17 protein-coding genes are annotated in these 18,527 nt (G+C 70.5%); 10 read left to right on the top strand and 7 right to left on the bottom strand.

Going from position 1 to position 18,527, the window contains the following annotated elements; all coding sequences use genetic code 11:
• Positions 1 to 218: 218 nt before the first annotated feature.
• Both G406_RS0141520 and G406_RS0141515 read right to left on the bottom strand, forming a co-directional pair.
• A complete protein-coding gene (locus tag G406_RS0141520; protein ID WP_156935444.1) occupies positions 219 to 557 on the bottom strand; it encodes a hypothetical protein in 339 nt (112 codons plus the stop codon).
• A 25-nt stretch (positions 558 to 582) separates the two neighbouring features.
• Positions 583 to 1,374: an alpha/beta fold hydrolase gene (locus tag G406_RS0141515; RefSeq protein WP_028938464.1), complete on the bottom strand. Its 792-nt coding sequence runs from the start codon at positions 1,372 to 1,374 to the stop codon at positions 583 to 585.
• Between the two features lie 72 nt (positions 1,375 to 1,446).
• Here G406_RS0141515 and G406_RS0141510 point away from each other — a divergent pair, with 72 nt between their 5' ends.
• Positions 1,447 to 2,454 carry a sigma-70 family RNA polymerase sigma factor gene (locus G406_RS0141510; RefSeq protein ID WP_028938463.1) on the top strand — a complete coding sequence of 336 codons (1,008 nt, stop codon included), beginning with the start codon at positions 1,447 to 1,449 and terminating at the stop codon, positions 2,452 to 2,454.
• 12 nt (positions 2,455 to 2,466) lie between these two features.
• On the opposite strand, the gene G406_RS59495 is transcribed toward G406_RS0141510, so the two are convergent.
• On the bottom strand, positions 2,467 to 2,589 hold the full coding sequence (locus tag G406_RS59495; protein WP_281172628.1) for a helix-turn-helix domain-containing protein: 123 nt from the start codon (positions 2,587 to 2,589) through the stop codon (positions 2,467 to 2,469).
• On the opposite strand from G406_RS59495, the gene G406_RS0141500 reads away from it, so the two are divergent.
• Positions 2,588 to 2,848, top strand: coding sequence for a hypothetical protein (locus G406_RS0141500; protein WP_028938462.1), 261 nt, complete (start codon positions 2,588 to 2,590; stop codon positions 2,846 to 2,848). The two genes, G406_RS59495 and G406_RS0141500, sit on opposite strands and share 2 nt — an antisense overlap.
• A 231-nt stretch (positions 2,849 to 3,079) precedes the next feature.
• A complete protein-coding gene (locus G406_RS0141490) occupies positions 3,080 to 3,865 on the top strand; it encodes an ABC transporter ATP-binding protein (protein ID WP_028938461.1) in 786 nt (261 codons plus the stop codon).
• Between the two features lie 569 nt (positions 3,866 to 4,434).
• On the opposite strand, the gene G406_RS0141485 is transcribed toward G406_RS0141490, so the two are convergent.
• Entirely contained in the window at positions 4,435 to 4,872 is a 438-nt protein-coding gene (locus tag G406_RS0141485; protein WP_028938460.1) for an Lrp/AsnC family transcriptional regulator, read from the bottom strand.
• Between the two features lie 148 nt (positions 4,873 to 5,020).
• On the opposite strand from G406_RS0141485, the gene G406_RS0141480 reads away from it, so the two are divergent.
• Positions 5,021 to 8,476 (top strand): indolepyruvate ferredoxin oxidoreductase family protein, encoded by a 3,456-nt coding sequence (locus tag G406_RS0141480; RefSeq protein WP_028938459.1) that lies wholly within the window; start codon positions 5,021 to 5,023, stop codon positions 8,474 to 8,476.
• On the top strand, positions 8,473 to 9,564 hold the full coding sequence (locus G406_RS0141475; protein ID WP_028938458.1) for a branched-chain amino acid aminotransferase: 1,092 nt from the start codon (positions 8,473 to 8,475) through the stop codon (positions 9,562 to 9,564). Before G406_RS0141480 ends, G406_RS0141475 begins: the two co-directional genes overlap by 4 nt.
• Positions 9,565 to 9,862: 298 nt before the next feature.
• On the opposite strand, the gene G406_RS0141470 is transcribed toward G406_RS0141475, so the two are convergent.
• Both G406_RS0141470 and G406_RS0141465 read right to left on the bottom strand, forming a co-directional pair.
• Positions 9,863 to 11,350 (bottom strand): CoA transferase, encoded by a 1,488-nt coding sequence (locus tag G406_RS0141470; protein WP_028938457.1) that lies wholly within the window; start codon positions 11,348 to 11,350, stop codon positions 9,863 to 9,865.
• Positions 11,350 to 13,122, bottom strand: coding sequence for an acyclic terpene utilization AtuA family protein (locus G406_RS0141465; protein WP_028938456.1), 1,773 nt, complete (start codon positions 13,120 to 13,122; stop codon positions 11,350 to 11,352). The genes G406_RS0141470 and G406_RS0141465 overlap by 1 nt, the downstream gene beginning before the upstream one ends.
• A 90-nt stretch (positions 13,123 to 13,212) precedes the next feature.
• Here G406_RS0141465 and G406_RS55090 point away from each other — a divergent pair, with 90 nt between their 5' ends.
• Positions 13,213 to 14,088: a LysR family transcriptional regulator gene (locus tag G406_RS55090; protein ID WP_281172635.1), complete on the top strand. Its 876-nt coding sequence runs from the start codon at positions 13,213 to 13,215 to the stop codon at positions 14,086 to 14,088.
• Between the two features lie 54 nt (positions 14,089 to 14,142).
• Entirely contained in the window at positions 14,143 to 14,781 is a 639-nt protein-coding gene (locus tag G406_RS0141455; protein ID WP_245607412.1) for a rhomboid family intramembrane serine protease, read from the top strand.
• On the opposite strand, the gene G406_RS0141450 is transcribed toward G406_RS0141455, so the two are convergent.
• The gene (locus tag G406_RS0141450) at positions 14,742 to 15,626 is read right to left on the bottom strand and encodes an SDR family NAD(P)-dependent oxidoreductase (protein WP_028938454.1); all 885 of its coding nucleotides are present in this window, start codon (positions 15,624 to 15,626) and stop codon (positions 14,742 to 14,744) included. The two genes, G406_RS0141455 and G406_RS0141450, sit on opposite strands and share 40 nt — an antisense overlap.
• Positions 15,627 to 15,697: 71 nt before the next feature.
• On the opposite strand from G406_RS0141450, the gene G406_RS0141445 reads away from it, so the two are divergent.
• The 3 genes from G406_RS0141445 (at position 15,698) to G406_RS0141435 (ending at position 18,480) form a co-directional block, all read left to right on the top strand.
• Positions 15,698 to 16,594: a LysR family transcriptional regulator gene (locus G406_RS0141445; RefSeq protein WP_028938453.1), complete on the top strand. Its 897-nt coding sequence runs from the start codon at positions 15,698 to 15,700 to the stop codon at positions 16,592 to 16,594.
• 120 nt (positions 16,595 to 16,714) lie between these two features.
• A complete protein-coding gene (locus G406_RS0141440; protein WP_028938452.1) occupies positions 16,715 to 17,731 on the top strand; it encodes a zinc-dependent alcohol dehydrogenase family protein in 1,017 nt (338 codons plus the stop codon).
• Positions 17,728 to 18,480, top strand: coding sequence for a GntR family transcriptional regulator (locus G406_RS0141435; RefSeq protein ID WP_037081231.1), 753 nt, complete (start codon positions 17,728 to 17,730; stop codon positions 18,478 to 18,480). The genes G406_RS0141440 and G406_RS0141435 overlap by 4 nt, the downstream gene beginning before the upstream one ends.
• Positions 18,481 to 18,527: the final 47 nt, after the last annotated feature.

The following is an 18,527-nucleotide window of genomic DNA, read 5'->3' as shown; positions in this document are numbered from 1 at the left end:
GGCAAGGGTGTCTACCGCGAAGCGGCGCCGCAGGCGTAGGCGCTCGGAGCACTCACGACACGCTTTTCGTCGTGAGTGCTCCGGGCGCCTATAGGCGCCCTTGCCACTCACGAGTCGACGGCGAAGCCGAGATGCCTTGGTCGCAACCACGGACCGCACGTAGTAGGAGCTGCACAGTCCCGGGGCCCCCGTGAGTGCTGAGGCCGCCTATAGCCGGTCTACGCACTCACGACGGAAGAGCTGTCGTCGACGTTCGAGTACGCGAGCGGCTGCATCGCCGTGTCGTCGATCTCGACCGGGCCGTCCAGCGCGATCACCGCGCCGGTGACCCCGACCCCGAGCACCAGGTCACCGACCTGGATCGTGATGGCGCCGACGCCGTCCCAGATCACCGCCGTGCGCACCGGCGAGCCGAGCCTTCGCGGCGCGCTGAACACCTCCAGCCGATCGGTCCCGAGCTGAGCCAGCAGCGCCGCGAGCGACGGCCGACCGACCTCGGTGTCCCACGCCACTGGATGGCGGGCCGTCGCCGGCAGGGAGGTCCGGGTGAAGCACAACGGTGTCGCATCCCGCTCACCGGGCTCAGCGCAGCAGCGGACGCAGCTGACCGGCGAACGCCTCCGGGATTTCGGTGAAGGCGACGTGCCCGCCGGGGAACATCACCGGTTCGATCCCCAGCTCCGCGGCGAGCGCACGGGAGGTGTGGTCGCACAGCTGATCGGTCGAGTCGTGGCCGATGCCGATCACGATGCGTGGTGGACCGGTGCGCAGCGCGGCGATCTCCGGCTCGTACCCCGAGCTGCCGCGCATCTCATGGGCGAACCAGAACCGCTCGTCGGCCAGCTGCTGCGCGCTCTGCTCGGGCGGAGGGCCCTGGACCTGCGGGAGCGGGATGCCGGCGAGCGCACAGAACTTCGTCCAGGCGCCGATCGGGTCCCCGGCCAGGTAGGTGGCGGTGATGTCCTCGGTCGCGGCGCGCCGTTCCTCGCGGTCGGGCAGCATGGTGATCAACGGCGGCTCGTGCGCGACCACCGTGTGCACCAGGTCGGGATGGGCGGTGGCCAGCGCGAGCGCGGTCACCGCGCCACCGCTGGATCCGAACACCGCGGCAGGCCCGGCGGCCAGGTGGGACAACAGGTGGGCCACGTCGTCGGCGCGCAGCCCCGGCGTCGAGTCCTGGCCCGGGTCGTCGACCGAACTGCGGTTGATACCTCTCGGGTCGGTGGTGAGCACCGTGTGGTCGGAGCCGAGGTGCTCGGCCAGCGGCGCGAAGTGCTCGGCGTGCATCGGCGCGCCGAGCAGCACCACCAGCGGTCCGCTGCCGCGAACCTCGTAGTGCAGTCGTGCGCCGGGAACTGTCAGGGTGGCGGTCACGGTGACTCCTCCGAGGGTGGGGTCGCTGCCGGGTCGGGTAAAAGACTCCCCATCCGCGGCAGACTCATCGGTGTGACCGAGATTTCCGCGCGCGGCACCGAACCCGGTGCTGACCTGGCCTTGGCCCGGGACGGTGACGACGCCGCGTTCACCCGGCTGGTCGCGCCGTTGCGGTCGGAGCTGCACGCGCACTGCTACCGCATGCTCGCCTCCGCGCACGACGCCGACGATGCGTTGCAGGATGCGCTGGTCCGGGCCTGGCGTGGGTTCGCCGGTTTCCAGGGGCGGGGTTCGCTGCGGTCCTGGCTCTACACCGTGGCGACGCGTACGTGCCTGGACGTCGTGGAGGCACGGGGCAGGCGTGCGCTGCCGATGGACCTCGGTCCGTCCAGCGAACACGCGGTACACGGCGACACGCCGTTGACCGAGATCGCCTGGATCGGCCCGTACCCGGACAGCCGGGGTCCCGCCGGTCGCTACGAGCAGCGGGAGTCCGTCGAGCTGGCGTTCGTCGCGGCGCTGCAGCACCTGCCGGGCAACCAGCGGGCGGCGCTGCTGCTGTTCGAGGTGCTGGGCTTCTCGGCGGCGGAGATCGCCGAGATGATGGACACCTCGACCGCGTCGGTCAACAGTGCGCTGCAGCGGGCGCGGCGCATCGTCGCGGAGAAGGTCCCTTCCGAACCCGGGCGGCGGCGGATCGACGACGCCCGCTTCCGGGAGGTCATCGCCGGCTACGCGGACGCCTTGGAACGCGGCGACGCGGATGCGCTGATCGCGCTGCTCACCGAGGACGTCACCTGGTCGATGCCGCCGCTGCCGCACTGGTACCGGGGAATCGCGGCGGTCGCCGACTTCGCCCGCGCCGTGCCGTTGAACAGCTGCGGCTCCTGGCGGCACGTCCCGACGAGCGCGAACGGCCAGCCCGCCGTGGGCTGCTACCTGTGGGACACCGACGCCGAGGCACACGTGGCCTGGTCGCTCAACGTCCTGACCTTGAGCGGCGACCGAATCGCCGAGGTCACCACGTTCATCGGCCCCGAACACCTCACCCGAGCCGGCCTCCCTCCGGCATGGCGCTGACTCTCGTCTGCTTCAGGCGGACGAGCGCAGGCCCGAGCCGGCCACCCACGCGGCCACCTGGGTGCGAGAGGTGAAGGCCGGCTTGGCCATCACGTGCTGCACGTGCGCTTCCACGGTCCGGCGGGAGAGAACCATGCCGCGTTCGGTCGGCGCCGGCACGGAAGGGACCGCGAAGCCGGTCGCGGCACTGTTCGACGGCCTCGGTGAGCTGGGCGGCGACGGTAGTACCGCGGTACTGGCGATCGCCGCGCAGTCCGAGCAGCTCACGCAGCTCGGCAACGACACCGGCACGCTGCTGGACGCACGACGACGCCCGCGAGGTGATCGACCCGACACACGAGCTGTTGCGCGACGTCGACCCGATGCTGCGCTACATCCGGCCGTATGGCCGTGACCTGGCCGGATATCTTGCCAATTTTAATGGGGTTCTTGAGAACCGTGATGAGCGTGGTGTGCATTACGCTCGTCTGATGCCGGTAGTTGATGCGCGTTCACTACAGACTCCGGTCGCGCCTGGGCTACCGGCGAGCCCGCTGGCGTACACCAACCCCTATCCGAAGCCCGGTTCTCTGCCGAACCCCGGCCCGTTCACCGGCGCCTACCCCAGAGTGGAGCGGCTACCGAAATGAGTGCCACACCGACGGAATCCCGCGTGGGCCAACACAGCATGGAGACCAAGGGCCTGCACAAGGCCTTCGGCTCGTTCAAGGTGCTGCAGGGCCTTGACCTGCAGTTCCAGGACGATGCGATCACCACGATCCTCGGCCCGTCCGGTACCGGTAAGTCGGTGCTGATCAAGCACCTGGTCGGGTTGCTGGAGCCGGACGACGGTGAGGTGCTGATCTTCGGCAGGGACATCTGGAAGATCACCGAGAAGGAGCGCTACGAGCTGCGTACCCGCATGGGTGTGCTGTTCCAGGACGGCGCGTTGTTCGGTTCGCTGAACATCTACGACAACACGGCGTTCCCGCTGCGCAAGCACACCGACAAGTCCGAGGACGAGATCCGCGAGATCGTCATGAAGCGGCTCACCGAGGTTGGCCTTGAGAAGTCCTGGAGCAAGCTGCCCAACGAGGTGTCCGGCGGTATGCGTAAGCGCGCCGGCTTCGCCCGCGCCCTGGTGATGGACCCGTCGATCGTGTTCTTCGACGAGCCCGACTCCGGTCTGGACCCGGTGCGCACGAGCTTGCTGAACGACCTGATCCTCGACATGCACAGCGAGCACAAAGGCACGTACCTGCTGGTCACGCACGACATCCGCACCGCGCGCAAGGTGTCGGACTACGTCGGGTTGATCTGGAAGGGCAAGGTCGTGCACTACGGCGAGGCCGAGGAGGCGTTCGCCTCGGAGGACCCGTTCGTCCGTCAGTTCCTCTCCGGAGAGTCCGCTGGCCCGCTCGGCATGGACTGATCGGGCACCTGGTTCACCTCGAGCGCTCGTTCCCCGCTGGCCGGCGAGTGTTCTCGGCGTGAGGGTGCGTCCTCGCTGGCCAGCGAGTGTCTTGGCGTGGTCGGGCGGAGTCAACCCCCGGCTTCGCCGGCCTCGCTAGCCGCAGCGGCTGTCCGACGTCCGGGGGCGAGGTTTCAGGGTTGACACCACCCGACCACGCCAAGTGCGGGCCAGGATCGCGGGGAACGGGGCAGTGTGCGTGTCCGCCGCAGGTGGCGGCGGGTTCGTACCTCTGGCCCCGCTGGTCACTTTGGTACCGCTTCGCAGAGCTACGTGTGGCGTCGCAGACGCTGCAGTGTCTGCGACGCGACATGACGCTCTGCGAAGTCCTCCGACAGGCCCGCGCGTGGGGCTGGTGATTCACATGTGGCTGCAGAGGTCGATGGCTGCGTGCACCAACGGTATGTGGGCCACACTGCGCACCTGACGTCCACACCGCGCCACGTGCACAGCGCGCGGTGTGACCACGAGGTGCGCGGCGTGCCAAGAAACGACCTTGATGGCCAGCGGGGATGAAACCGGCGGACAGCCTAATCGCGGGTCCAGGAGCCGAGGACCATCAGGGTCTTCGTGCCGGTGACCGTGCCGGAGCGGCGCAGCTTGTCGATGATCTGCTGCAGGTGGCTGATGTCGCGCACGCGCAGGTGCATCAGCGCGTCCGGGTCGCCCGCGATCGTGAACACCGCCTGGACCTCGGGCAGCTGAGTCGCGGTCTGCACGATCTCCCGCACTCCGGTGGTCCCGGTGAAGCGCATCTCGGTGAACGCCTCGATACCCCAGCCGAGTTTCGCGTGGTCGATCTGCGCGGTGAACCCGGTGATGACGCCGATCTCGCGCATCCGGTCCACGCGCCGTTTGACCGCCGCGACGGACAGTCCGACCTCCTTCGCCATCTCCGAGTAGGTGCGCCGGCCGTCCTCGCGCAGCGACCTGAGCAGGCGGTGGTCCGTCTCGTCTACCTCGGGCACGACTTCCTCCTGGCGCAAAGACTTGAAGATCAATAGCGGAACCTCGACAAGAGTTTGCGTGTTAATGGCGAGTTCTCTGAGGTTACTTGCGTGCAAGAATGCGTCACGGTCTCCTGTGTGGCAACCACCACTACCCCGGAGGCCCGTCGTGAGCGTGTCACTCGAGGACAAGTACGCAGCCGAACGGGGCCGCGTCGTCATGTCGGGCATCCAGGCGTTGGTGCGGCTGACCCTGCAGCAGCGTCGGCTCGACACCGAGCGCGGGCTCGACACTCGGGTGTTCGTCAGCGGCTACCAGGGCTCGCCGCTGGGCACCGTGGACATGGAGATGGGGCGCGCGGCCAAGCGGCTCGACGACGCGGGCGTGGTCTTCCAGGCCGGGCTGAACGAGGAGCTCGCCGCCACCGCCGTCGCCGGCACCCAGCTGATCGACCAGATCCCGGGCCGACGCCACGACGGCGTCACCGGGTTCTGGTACGGCAAGAACCCCGGACTCGACCGCGCCGCTGACGCCATCCGGCACGCCACGGTCGCCGGCACCGCGCCGCTCGGTGGCGCGGTCGCCTGGATCGGCGACGACCCGAACAGCAAGTCCTCGACCCTGCCGAGCGCGTCCGAGCAGATGTGTCAGAGCCTGGCGATCCCGCTGCTCGCGCCCGGTTCGGTCGCGGACATCATCGAGTTCGGGCTGCATGCCGTCGCCATGTCCCGCGCGTCCGGCCTGTGGACCGGGCTGAAGATCGTCACCGAGATCGCCGACGCCTCCGCCACCGTCGACCTGGCCACCCTGGGCGTCGGCATCCCGGTGCCGAAGAACCGCGACCGAGGCTCCCTGCCGATCCTGGTCGGCCCGTCCGCCGTCGACGCCGAGCACGACATGCTGACCCGCAGGCTCAACCTGGCCCGCGACTACGCCCGCACCGCCGGCCTCAACCGGATCACCTTCGACGCCCGGCGGGCCACGCTCGGGCTGGTCTCCTCCGGCACCACGTACGCGACGCTGCTGCGCGCGCTCGACGACCTCGGGCTCGACGACGCCGCGATGGACACGCTCGGGCTGCGCATCATCCGGCTCGGCATGCCGTTCCCGTTCGACGGCGAGCACCTCGCGTCGCTGACCCAAGGACTCGACGAGGTGCTGGTCGTCGAGGACAAGACCGCGTTCCTGGAGGACGCGTTCAAGGCCGCGCTGTACCGGCGCGCGGGCGCACCGAACGTCATCGGGCGCCACGACGAGACCGGCAGGCCGCTGCTCACCGCACGCGGCGCGGTCAGCGCCGAGGACGTGGTCCGCGCGGTCACCTCCCGAATCGGGCGCGACCGGCTGCCCCGCTCCGCGACCGAACGGCTGGAGCTGCTCGCGCCGAAGCGCCGCTCCCGCATCGAGCTGCCGACGGTCGCCACCCGCAGCCCGTTCTTCTGTTCCGGCTGCCCGCACAACACCTCCACCCGCACCAGCGACGACACCCTCGTCGGCGTCGGCATCGGCTGCCACGCCATGGTGGCGCTGGACCAGAACGGCCGCGGCAACCAGATCGGCATCACCCAGATGGGCGGCGAGGGCGCCCACTGGTTCGGCCTCGCGCCGTTCACCTCCGAACGCAACTTCGTGCAGAACCTCGGCGACGGCACGTTCCACCACTCCGGCTCGCTGGCCATCCGCGCCGCGGTCGCCGCCGGCGTCACGATGACCTACAAGCTGCTGTACAACGACGCGGTCGCGATGACCGGCGGGCAGCGCGCCGAGGGCCGCCTGAACATCCCCTCGCTGACCCAGGAGCTGGCCATCGAGGGCGTCCGCCGGATCGTGATCACCACGGCCGAGCCGTCGACCTACAAGGGTGTGACGCTCGCGTCGATCGCCTCGGTGCGCCACCGCGACGACTTCGCCGACGTCGAGAAGGAACTGTTCACCGTCGACGGGGTCACCGTCCTGATCCACGACGACCGGTGCGCCGCCGAGGAGCGCCGCCTGCGCAAGCGCGGCCGGCTGCCAACGCCGGTCGAGAAGGTCGTCATCAACGAGCGGGTCTGCGAGGGGTGCGGCGACTGCGGTGACGTCTCGACGTGTCTGTCGGTGCAACCGGTGGAGACCGAGTTCGGCCGCAAGACCCGCATCCACCAGGCGTCCTGCAACTCCGACCTGACCTGCCTCAAGGGCGACTGCCCGTCGTTCATGCTGGTCGAACCGGGTACTCGCCGTCGCCGTACCGGCATTCCCGAGCTGCCGTTCGAGCTGACCCAGCCGCACAGCCTGTTCTCCAGCGACGAGACGCTCGTGCGGATGCCCGGCATCGGCGGCACCGGTGTGGTGACCGTGTCGCAGATCCTGCAGATGGCCGCGCACCTGGACGGCATGTACACCGCCGGACTCGACCAGACCGGTCTCGCGCAGAAGGGCGGACCGGTGATCAGCGACGTACGCATCTCCAAGCGCCCGATCACCGGCGCGCTGCGGGCGTCGCGCGCCGGCAGCGACGTCCTGCTCGGCTTCGACCTGCTCGGTTCGGTCGCCGACGACACGCTCGCCGCGTGCCACCGCGACCGCACCATCGCCGTGCTCAACACGACCATCACGCCCACCGCCGCGATGGTCACCAACCGGGTCGTCCTTCCCGGTTCGTCGGCCGACTCGATCGAGCGGGTCGAGTCCGCCACCCGCGCACAGGACAACCTCTACCTGGACGCCGCCGGTCTGTCCGAGCAGCTCTTCGACGACCACATGCCGACCAACATGCTGCTGGTCGGAGCCGCGTTCCAGCACGGCTGCCTCCCGGTGTCCGCCGAGTCCATCGAGCAGGCGATCCGGCTGAACGGCGCCGCCGTAGACAAGACCCTCGCCGCGTTCCGCTGGGGCCGCGCGGTCGCCCAGGACCGGGCAGCGGTGCTCGCCGTCGTCGAGACCCCGGCGCAGCCGACCGTGTCGATCGACCCGGCGGCGACGGCCCTCGCCTCGCGCGCCTCGGCTGACCTGCGGCCGGTGCTGGAGACCCGCATCGCGGACCTCATCGGCTACCAGGACGAGGGCTACGCGCGCCGCTACGCCGAAGAGGTCATCCGGGTCGAGGCGGCCGCGCGGGCGCGGGTCGACGCCGAGGCCGGTTCGTCGATCGCCGTCGCCTACGCCCAGGGCCTGCACAAACTGATGGCGTACAAGGACGAGTACGAGGTTGCGCGGCTGCACCTCGACCCGGTCGAACAGGCGCGGCGCGACGAGCAGTTCGGGCCGGACGCGCAGGTCTCGGTCATGCTGCACCCGCCGCTGCTGCGCGCCATGGGGATGAAACGCAAGCTGCGTCTGCGCCGCACCGCGGGCCCCGCGTTCCGGGCCCTGCGTGCCGCCCGCAAGCTGCGCGGCACGAAGCTGGACGTGTTCGGCTACGCAGAGGTCCGGCGCGTCGAGCGTGAGCTGATCGCCGAGTACCGGTCGCTGATCGACACCGCGCTGGGCCTGCTGACCTCGTCGAACGTCGACGCGGTCGTCGAGCTCGCCGCACTGACCGACGGCATTCGCGGCTACGAGGACATCAAGCTGACCCGCGTCGCCGACTTCCGCGCCAAGGCCCAGGCCGCACTGGCGGCCCTGACCCCGGAGAGCTCATGAGCACGCCGTTTCCCGTCACCCCCAACCCGGCGCCCACATCTGAGCAGCGTCGGCGGGAGATCCTGGCCGACCCGGGGTTCGGCCGGTACTTCACCGACCACATGGTGACCATTCGCTGGTCGGTGCAGCAGGGCTGGCACGACGCGAAGGTGCAGCCCTACGGTCCGCTGACGCTGGACCCCGCGTCGATGGTGTTGCACTACGCGCAGGAGATCTTCGAAGGCCTGAAGGCGTACCGGCAGCCGGACGGGTCGATCGCCTCGTTCCGCGCCGAGGTCAACGCCGCTCGGTTCCGGTCGTCGGCGGCGCGGATGGCGATGCCCGGTCTCCCGGACGAGCTGTTCCTCGGCTCGTTACGCGCGTTGCTGGCCGTGGACGAGGCGTGGGTGCCCGCCGCGGGCGGTGAGGAGTCGATGTACCTGCGGCCGTTCCTGATCGGCACCGAGGTCGGGCTGGGCGTCCGGCCGGCGGCGGAGTACCTGTACCTGCTGATCGCCTCACCGGCCGGACCGTACTTCAGCGGCGGGCTCACGCCGGTCGACGTGTGGCTCGCTCACGACTACACCCGTGCGTCCCCCGGCGGGACCGGCGCGGCGAAGTGCGGCGGCAACTACGCGGCATCGCTGCTCCCGCAGCAGCAGGCGACCACGAACGGCTGCGCCCAGGTCGTCTATCTCGACGCGGCGGAGCGGCGATGGATCGAGGAGATGGGCAGCAACAACATCTTCTTCGTGCACCGCTCCGGAGAACTGGTGACACCCGAGCTGTCCGGCAGCGTCCTGCCCGGCGTCACCCGCGACTCGGTGCTGACCCTGGCCAAGGAGCTGGGCCTGCAGGTCGTCGAACGCAAGGTGTCCGCCCAGGAATGGCTCGACGGCGCGGCCGACGGGACGATCACCGAGGTCTTCGGCTCCGGCACCGCGGTCGTGATCAGCCCGATCAGCGGCCTGAAGCACGCCGGCGGTTCGGTCCGGATCGGCGACGGCACAGCGGGCCCGGTCACCCTCCGCCTGCGAGAGCTCCTCACGAACATCCAACGAGGCGCATCCCCCGACCCCCACAACTGGATGCACAAACTCCATCCGTGAGTGGCAAGTGGTTCTACCCCGAAGGGGCGCCGAAGGCGTAGCAACCCTGGGCACTCACGACACGCTTTTCGTCGTGAGTGCCCAGGGTTGCTATAGGACCACTTGCCACTCACGAAAGCCGGGTACGAGCGGATCAGCACGTCAGGGCTGCACGCAGCTCGGAGTGCACAGTCCCGGGGTACCTCGTGAGTGCTGAGGCCGCCTATAGCCGGTCTGCGCACTCACGACGAAAAGCGTGTCGTGAGTGCGTAGACCGGCTACCGCTTCGCGGCCCCTGCGGGGTAGACGGCCTCATCACTCACGAGGGAGGGAGCCAGGCGGGGCGGGAGGAGCCCTGGGGGACCAGGATTGTTCTGTAGCGGCCTGGGGTTGCTGACATCGTGACCTGGTCCGTCACGCCCTGGTACGAGCCAAGGGGCGTCTCGGCGGTGAACGTCTCCGGGTCGTGGTAGGCGTGCTCCACTCCGGTGTCGGCGATCGAACGGGCGTAGTCGCGGTCGAAGATGCCGAGGCTCAGGATCCACAGCGCGGCGCGGGTGAGCGAGACGTGCACCCGGTAGCTGCCACCGTCGACGGCCCGCCGGCACAGCGCCTCGACGATCCCGGCGGTCATCAGCCAGGACACGATGTAGTCGTTGACCACCAGGATCGGCGGCAGCGCGGGCTTCGAGCCGTCACCCTCCAGGTTCATCATGCCGACCAGGCTCCCGGCGGTCTGGTCGAAGCCGACCCGGTCGGCCCACGGCCCGGTGAGCCCGTTGAGCGATGCGGTCGCGTACACGATGCCCGGCCGTGCTTCGGCGGCCTCCGAAGCGGACAGCCCGATCTTCTCCAGGTAGCCGGGCCGCCGGTTCGCGTAGAACACGTCCGCACCCTCCAGCAGCGTGCGCAGCCGCCGTGCGCCGTCGGTCGAGCGGGGATCCAGCATCGAGGACCGCACGCCGACGTTGGCGGTGATGTAGGTGACCGGGTGCTCCAGTTCGAGCGGGCGCCACAGGTTGAGCACGTCGGCGCCGTGCAGCGCCAGCGCCCGGCCGACGCCGGCACCGGCGATCACGTGCCCCATGCCCAGCGCGCGCACCCCGGACAGCGGATCCTCCGAACCGGCCTGCAGCGGCTCCGGCGAGCTGTCGCCGATGCGGGTGATCGAGATCAGCGGCATCGACGCCAGGTGGTCGCGGTAGTGCGGCTCGTCGAGCAGCTCGGTCGGCGTGCGCAGCAGCGGCAGTACGCAGCCCGCCTCGACGGCGGCGTCCTCCAGGTCGGCGCCCTTCCAACGGGCGACCGCCTCGGTCACCGCCGCCGGATCGTCCGGGACGTTCAGCAGCTTCTGCGCGGCGATCTTGATCTTCGGGTACGGGTTGAGCGGCATCACCCAACGCTCGTCCTCGGTGCGGTAGAAGGAGAACCCGAGCGCGTTGCTCGCGTTGGCCGGCGCGCCCTGCGGATACCCGTTGAGCAGCTCCCAGCGTGCGTCGTAGAACGGGCACAGCCGGTGCGGCGCGGACCGCAGGTCCACCCCGATGTCCTGGCCGTCGCCGCCACGCAGCCGCCACAGCTTCGCCATCGCCGCCGACTTCGCGGCCAGCGCCAGCGCGGACGCCCCGCCGAGACGCAGCGTGCTCGGCACGACCGGGTCGGCGCCCGCGAAGTCGATCCGGCCGCCGGTGTCGGCCGGTGACATCCCGATCCCACCGAGCAGGTCACGCAGCGCACCCGCGATGTCGAAGGAGTCGTGCGTGAGCGGGGCGGCGACCGACGCGGTCACCTTCTCGGTGAGTGCCATCAGGACTCCTTGACCAGCGCCGACGGCACCAGCACGTGTTTCGCCCTGATGTACTCACCGACCGCCTTGCCGACCTGGTCGATGCGCTGGTTCGCCGAGCCGCCAGTGCCGAGCAGGCCGCGCAGCACGAAGTGCACCGCGCGCAGGTTCGGGAACTCGTGCCGCACGACGTCCAGCTCCTTGAGCTCCGGCAGCAGCGCCCGCAGCCCCTCGGTGGACAGCTCGGCGCGCAGCCACGGCCAGGCCTCCTGGGAGATCGCCCAGATGCCGACGTTGCTGTTGCCGCCCTTGTCACCGCTGCGCGCATAGGCGACGGTCCCCAGTGGAACCCGGCTGACCTGGGCCGACAGCGGCACGGGTGTCGGCTCGGGGTGTACCGGCTGGGCGGTGACCGCCGCGGTGGCCGAGGGCGCCGGGACGTCGACGACGTGACCGCCGGCGAACACCGCCCGGTGCCCGACCTTGTCCTGGGTGAGCACGGCCGGCCAGTAGTCGATCACCGGCCTCGGGGTGGCGCGCAGCGTCGAGGCGCCGTCGTGGAAGTAGCCGGGAATGCTCTGCAGGTACAGGCTGCCGACCCGGCCGGCGAGGTTGTAGCGGTCCAGCGGCTCACGCTCGCGGCTGGTCGCCATGATCCGCAGGCCGACCGTGGCGTCCCACTGCGACTCGGGGTCGACCGCGGCCGTGCCGATGCGGGTGATGTCCAGCGTCACACCCTCGGGCAGGTCGCGGTGGAACTGCGCGGTCAGCAGCTCGACCTTCGCGTCGAGCTCCGGCGCGGTCACGTAGACCATGTTCATGATCTGGTGTCCGACCTGGCCGAACACCGCGACCTTCGTGGTCGGCGGCGCCGGTGTGCCCTTGGCACCGGACACCAGCACCCGGTCCGGCTCCAGCTCGGTGACCGCAACGTCGTCGAGGTGCACCGTGACGTCGGGGTTGAGGTAGCGCGGGCCCTGAATCTCGTACAGCAGCTGCGCGGTGACCGTGTCGGTGGTGACCGCGCCGCCGTCGCGGCCGTGCTTGGTGATCACGGCGGTGCCGTCGGCGTCGATCTCCCCGATCGGGAAGCCGGGCACCAGCATGTTCGGGATCGTCGTGAAGCCGGAGAAGTTGCCGCCGGTGGCGTGCGGGCCGCATTCGATGATGTGCCCGGCGAGCACCGCGCCGGCCAGCTCGTCCCACTGGTCGCGGCGCCAGCCGTGCCACCAGGCGGCCGGTCCGACCGTCAGCGAGGCGTCGGTGACCCGGCCGCACACGACGATGTCGGCGCCCTCGGCCAGCGCCGCCGCGACGCCCCAGCCGCCCAGGTAGGCGTTCGCCGCGATCGGGGTGCAGCCCCAGTCGGACAGCGCGGCGCCGGTGTCCATGTTGGACAGCGTCTCGCCGCTCGACTGCAGGTCGGGCAGCTCGGCGAGCAGGTTGTCGCCCTCGATGTGGGCGATGTTCACCGTGACACCGTCTGCCGCGGCCGCGTCACGCAGTGCGATGGCCAGGCCGGCCGGGTTGAAGCCGCCCGCGTTCGCCACGACCTTGATGCCGCGCTCGGCGATCGTGGCGAGGTGCGGTCGCAGCTGGTCGACGAAGTAACCGACATAGCCACCGCTGCCGTCGCGCCGATACCCGGCGGACAGCGCGGCCAGGGTGATCTCCGCGAGGTAGTCGCCGATCAGCACGTCGACCGGGTCACCGGCGAGTGCCTCGTCGAGCGCGGTGAACCGGTCGCCGAGATAGCCGGAGAAGTTGCCGATCCTGATCGGACGTTCACTCATGATCTCGACCATAGAACTGGTTCCGCCGGAGCACCACGACCAATGTGCTCACCCGATCATGACGCTGTACGTCACAATGTCGGAGTGGAGATGTCGCACCTGCGGTACTTCGTCGCGGTCGCCGAGGAGCTCAACTTCACGCGCGCCGCCGAACGGCTACGGATGGCGACCTCGCCGCTCAGCCAACGGATCAAAGGCCTGGAGCGCGAGGTGGGCACCGCGCTGTTCGAGCGGACCAGCAGAAAGGTGACGCTGACCGAAGCGGGGGAGCGGCTACTGCCCGAGGCGCGGGATGTGATCCGGCGCTTCGACGCGCTCGTGACGGTGACGGGCGCGCCTCGGTCGACCGCGACGGTCGGTATCGCGCCGGACGTGTCGGCGGCGTTGCGGACGCGGTTCCTCAATGCCGTTGCGGACGCGCATCCCGAGCTTCGGGTGACGCTGCGCCCGGCGAGCAGTGAGCCGTTGCTGCGCGCGCTGCGCGCCGGTGACGTGGATCTGGCAATCGTGCACGGCCCGGTCGACGGCCGTCGACAGGTCCATCTGGAGACCCTCGACGTGGTCGCGGTCCTCGGCGCCGGCACCGGTTTCGACGGACGGACCTCGGTGCGCCTGACCGAGCTCGCGCACCTGCCGTACGCGTCGATCGGTTACGACGCCGCACCCGAGCTGTATCGGCGCACCGACGAGATCCTGAACCGCCACGGCATCCGAGGACGCCTGGTCGTGGAGGACCACAACCTGGCCGGTCTCGCGCACGTGGTGGCGAGCGGGCAGGCGTTCGCGCTGGTCAGCAAAGGAACCGGGGCGACGGGCCGCGCCTTCACCGGCGAGCCGGTCGTGCTGCTGGACGTCGAGGACGCGCGCCTGCGGATCAGCACGGTGGCGGTCTGGAACGACGACGATCCCGACTCGACCGGCCCCGCGGCGGCCCTCGCCGAGATAGCAGCCACCCTGGCCTCGTGAGTGTTGAGTGTGGCTATAGCCATACTCAACACTCACGAGCCGTACCGTGCTCTGGTGTCGGACGAGAACCTCGGGCAACGGCTGATGGACGTGACCGGACGGCGGCCCCGGCTGCCGGTGGCCACGCCGGTGGTGTGGCTGATCACCGCGACGACCGGCATCGCGCAGCTCATCCACCCGCCGCTGTACGACCTGTTCCGCCGGGACCCGCGCGCGCTGCTCGCGGGTGAGTGGTGGCGCCTGGTCACGCCGCTGTTCTTCCAGGACGGCTGGCTGATCGGCACGGTGTGCAACCTGACGGCGCTCGCGATGATCGGGGTCGTCGCCGAGGTGGTGCTCGGGCCGGGGCGCTGGCTCGCCGTCTACTCCGGTTGCGGCCTGTTCGGCCACCTCCTGAGTTACCTGTGGCTGCAGCCGGTCGGCGCGGGCAACTCGATGGCCACGGTCGGGCTCCTCGGCGTGCTGGCCACCGGCGCACTGCTCGCGCGTCGCCGCTACGACGTCCGCCTGCCGCTACCCGTGCTCGGCATGGCCGCCGCGCTGCCGGTGCTCGCCGTCGTGGACACCGTGCTGCACGACAATCACGGCATGCCCGCGCTGCTCGGCATGGCGCTCGGCCTGTTCGTGGGGCCTGTTCCGCGCGCTTGGGTCGCTCAGCGGGGAACGATGGTGCGCGGAACAGACGGGGACTGAGCCGACCAGGGCAGGACCTCGCCGAAGCGGACCAGTTCGCCGTAGGTCGCCGGGTCCACCGTGTCGGCCAGGATCAGGTCGAGCAGCGGGAGGACCGCCTGCTCGGGGGTCCGGGCCTGGCTGAAGTCGTCGAACCAGGGCCGCGACGTCGGGGTGTCGACCAGGCCGGGGCAGACCGCCGCGACGAGTGTCCCGTCGTGCAGATCGGTCTCCCGGCGCTGCGCCGCGACCGCCCGGACCGCCGCGACCTGCGCGACCTTGGACGGCACGTTGATCCAGCCCGGCCAGCCCAGCTCCCGCTCGGTGCCCGCGTGCACGGCGGCCCGCCACGACTCGACGATCGCCTCGACGTCGTCGAGCGACGCGTCCTCGAACAGCGGGTGCAGCCGGGGATCGAGCCGGCCGAGGGTGCCGAGTGAGCTGGCCACGACGATCAGGCGACCACCGGGGCGCAGCACCGGCGCGAACGAGCGGAGCACCGCGTGCGTCGCGCCGTTGGCGACGTCGATGAACTCGTCAGCCTGTTCGGTCTGTGGCCGGTCCGGGGTGAGCCGGGTGATCGCGTTGGACACGACGATGTCGACGCGGCCGTGGCGCTCGGTGAGCTCGGCGGCCATGGCGGCGATCGCGCGCGGGTCGCTCACGTCGAGCACCCGGCCCTGCACGTGACTCGTGGTTGCGGGGTCGGCGGAGACTCGGGCGGCCGCCTCGGCGACCCGGTCCGGGTTGCGGCCGGTGAGTAGAACCAGGTCGTCGGGCGCCAGCCGGGCAGCCAGGCCCTGGACCAGCGCGAAGCCGATTCCCTGGTTGGCGCCGGTGACGACGGCGATGCGTGGAGCTGTCATGTCACCGAGAGTAGGAACGCGTCAGGTATGCGGGCAACGAGAGTTCGGAACACCTGGTATGCGTAATAGTCATGGACTTCTCGGTGGTCGGGCTACGGGTACTGCGCGAGGTCGTCGACCGGGGCACGCTCACCTCGGCGGCCGAGTCCCTCGGCTACACCCAGTCGGCCGTGTCGCGGCAGATCGCTGCGCTGGAGAAGACGGCCAGGGCGACTCTGCTGGAACGACGCCGTGACGGTGTCCGGCTGACCGCGGCCGGGCACGTCGTGCTGCGGCACGCCTCGGCGGCTCTCGACGAGCTCGATGCAGTCGCCGGAGAGCTGGCCGGGCTGCCCAGCGCGACCGGCACGGTGCGGCTCGGCACCTACCCCAGCGCGGGCGCGGTCCTGCTGCCCAGAGCGCTCACCGCGCTGCGCCGGGCATATCCCGGCGTCACCGTGACAACGCGGGAAGCGAGCACGTCCGCGCTGGTCAGAGCGTTGCGGGCGGGCAGTATCGACCTGGCGGTGCTGTCCTCGGGTCCACCGTTCCGGGCGCCGGACACCGAGTCGCCGGCACTGCGGCTGGAGACCCTCGCCGAACGCAACCTGTGCCTGGCGGTGCCCGCCGGTCATCCGCTCGCGCAGCGGGACTGGGTCGACGTCACGCAGCTCGCCGGCCAGCGGTGGATCGCGGGCCGGTCGTCCGCCGACGAACAGCTCATGGGGGTCTGGCCCGGCCTCGATGGCAGGCCCGAGGTCGCTCACGTGGCACGCGACTGGCTGGCCAAGCTGAACCTCGTCGCCGCCGGGTGCGGCGTGACGACGGTCCCCGTCTCGCTGCTGCCCGTCATGCCGTCCGGTGTGCGGGTGCTGACGGTGCGCGGTGGCCCGGAGGAGCGTCGACGGGTCGTCCTGGCAACGCTCCCACGCCCCCTGTCGGAGCCCGCGACCCGCCTGGCCGAGGCCCTGCGCGCCGCGGCCGAGTAAGACCCCCACACCGCGCACCCCGCGTCCACACCGCGCCCTGTGCACACCGCGCGGTCTGGACGAAACGTGCGCGGTGTGGTCTCCTGACATCCTGTCATGACAGGTTAGGGAGGCAGCCGGGTGAAGGCGGTCAGGTACGACGAGCCACGCAGTTTCGCGGTCACCGAAGTCGCCGAGCCGCACGCCGGCGACGGGCAGGTGCGGCTCAGGGTCGTGCTGGCCGGGGTGTGCGGCACAGACGGGCACCTGCACGAGGGCGAGTTCGACCCGATCTATCCGCTGATCCCCGGCCACGAGATCGTCGGTGTCGTCGACGAGGTGGGTGCGGGTGTCACCGAGCTCGCGCCGGGGCGGCGGGTGGTGCTGGACAACATGCAGTCCTGCGGCGTGTGCACCAGCTGCCGCAGGGCCCGGCCCGCGTTCTGCCGGTCGCTCGTTGCGCAGGGGATCAACGCACCCGGCGGGTTCGCGCAGTTCGTCGTCGCCCCCGCCGGCAAGTGTCACCCGGTGGACGACCTGGAACCCGAGGTCGCGGTGCTCGCCGAACCGATCGCCTGCGTCGTGCACGGGCTCGACGTCCTCGACCTGCCACCCGGCTCGGACGTGCTGGTGTTCGGCGCAGGACCGACCGGGTTGCTGCTGGCCCAGCTGCTGCGGTACGTCGGCGCCAGCCGGGTCACGGTCGCCGCGCCGACCGAGTTCAAGCTGCGGCTCGCGGCGACACACGGCGCCGACGAGACCGTCCGCATCGACCGCGCCGACCCGACGGCGGCGAATGCCCGGCTCCGTGAACTGGCGCCGGAGGGATTCGACGTGGTGGTCGACGCGACCGGCTCGGTCGGAGTCCTCGACCAGTGCGTTCCGCTGACCCGCGACGGCGGGACCGTGTTCGTGTACGGCATGGCCGAGGAGTCCGCGCGGATGACCGTGTCGCCCTACGAGATCTTCCGCAGGGAGCTCGTGATCAAGGGCTCGTTCTCCCAGGCGTACAGCTTCGACCGGGCGATCGCGGCGCTGCGCGCCGGCCGGGTCCGCACCGAGGGCATCATCACCCACCGCTTCGGCCTCGACGACTACTCCTCGGCGCTCGACGCGCTGGCCGACAGTGGCTGCGTCAAGGCGGTCATCGCGCCGTGAACTGGATCGACCGGTCGTCGCCGCTCCCGCTGTACCACCAGCTGAAGCAGGCGTTGATCACCGACATCGCCACACGCCGGCTCGCGCCGGGTGACGTGCTGCCCGGCGACCACGCGCTGTGCGCCGCCTACGACGTGTCCCGCACGGTCGTCCGCCAGGCGCTCACCGAGCTGGAGTACGAAGGTGTCGTCGTCCGGGTGAAGGGCAAGGGCACGTTCGTCGCGGCGCCCAAGACGTCGGCGGGGCTGGTGCAGTCGCTGACCGGGCTGTTCGAGGACGTCGCCGCGCACGGCGGACACCTGCGCAGCGAGGTGCGTGACCAGCGGGTCGTGCCGTCGGACGCGCAGGTCTCGGCAGACCTGGGGCTGCGGATGCAGACCCCGGTCGTGCGGGTGGAGCGGCTGCGGTTCGTCGGAGCGGAGCCCTGGGTGCTGACCGTGACGCACCTGCCGCACGAGCTGGTCGCGGGGCTGGAACACGAGGACCTGACGGAGCAGTCCCTGTACGCCGTGCTGGCCCGCGACCACGGTGTGGAACCGGTGCGCGGCCGCCGCTCGGTGGAGGCGACGTCCGCCGGTCAGCTGCTGGCCGAGGCGTTGGGGATCCCTGTGGGCGCCGCGGTCCTGACCCTGCGCAGCCTCAGCTACGACGCGTCCGGCCGCCCCCTGGAAACGTTCGTCGCCCACCACAGAGGTGACCGAAGCCGCTTCGAGGTAGACCTGCTCCGCACACCACCCGCGAGTCGCTAGATTCCGTGGCGCGAGTCGCTACATTCTGCCGCGCGAGTCGCCGGATC

The organism is Actinospineispora spinosispora DSM 44797 (assembly GCF_000429025.1).
Lineage (GTDB): Bacteria > Actinomycetota > Actinomycetes > Mycobacteriales > Pseudonocardiaceae > Pseudonocardia > Pseudonocardia spinosispora.
Note: the sequence above shows the minus strand (reverse complement) of the source record. Positions and strands in the feature narration are given on the sequence as shown.

Bases quoted from the DNA above. Each gene is read 5' to 3' on its own strand.
- G406_RS0141500 (WP_028938462.1), top strand. From the start codon at position 2,588: ATGCCGCGTTCGGTCGGCGCCGGCACGGAAGGGACCGCGAAGCCGGTC.
- G406_RS59495 (WP_281172628.1), bottom strand. From the start codon at position 2,589: ATGGTTCTCTCCCGCCGGACCGTGGAAGCGCACGTGCAGCACGTGATG.
- G406_RS0141490 (WP_028938461.1), top strand. From the start codon at position 3,080: ATGAGTGCCACACCGACGGAATCCCGCGTGGGCCAACACAGCATGGAG.
- G406_RS0141475 (WP_028938458.1), top strand. From the start codon at position 8,473: ATGAGCACGCCGTTTCCCGTCACCCCCAACCCGGCGCCCACATCTGAG.
- G406_RS0141470 (WP_028938457.1), bottom strand. From the start codon at position 11,350: ATGGCACTCACCGAGAAGGTGACCGCGTCGGTCGCCGCCCCGCTCACG.
- G406_RS0141465 (WP_028938456.1), bottom strand. From the start codon at position 13,122: ATGAGTGAACGTCCGATCAGGATCGGCAACTTCTCCGGCTATCTCGGC.
- G406_RS55090 (WP_281172635.1), top strand. From the start codon at position 13,213: ATGTCGCACCTGCGGTACTTCGTCGCGGTCGCCGAGGAGCTCAACTTC.
- G406_RS0141450 (WP_028938454.1), bottom strand. From the start codon at position 15,626: ATGACAGCTCCACGCATCGCCGTCGTCACCGGCGCCAACCAGGGAATC.
- G406_RS0141445 (WP_028938453.1), top strand. From the start codon at position 15,698: ATGGACTTCTCGGTGGTCGGGCTACGGGTACTGCGCGAGGTCGTCGAC.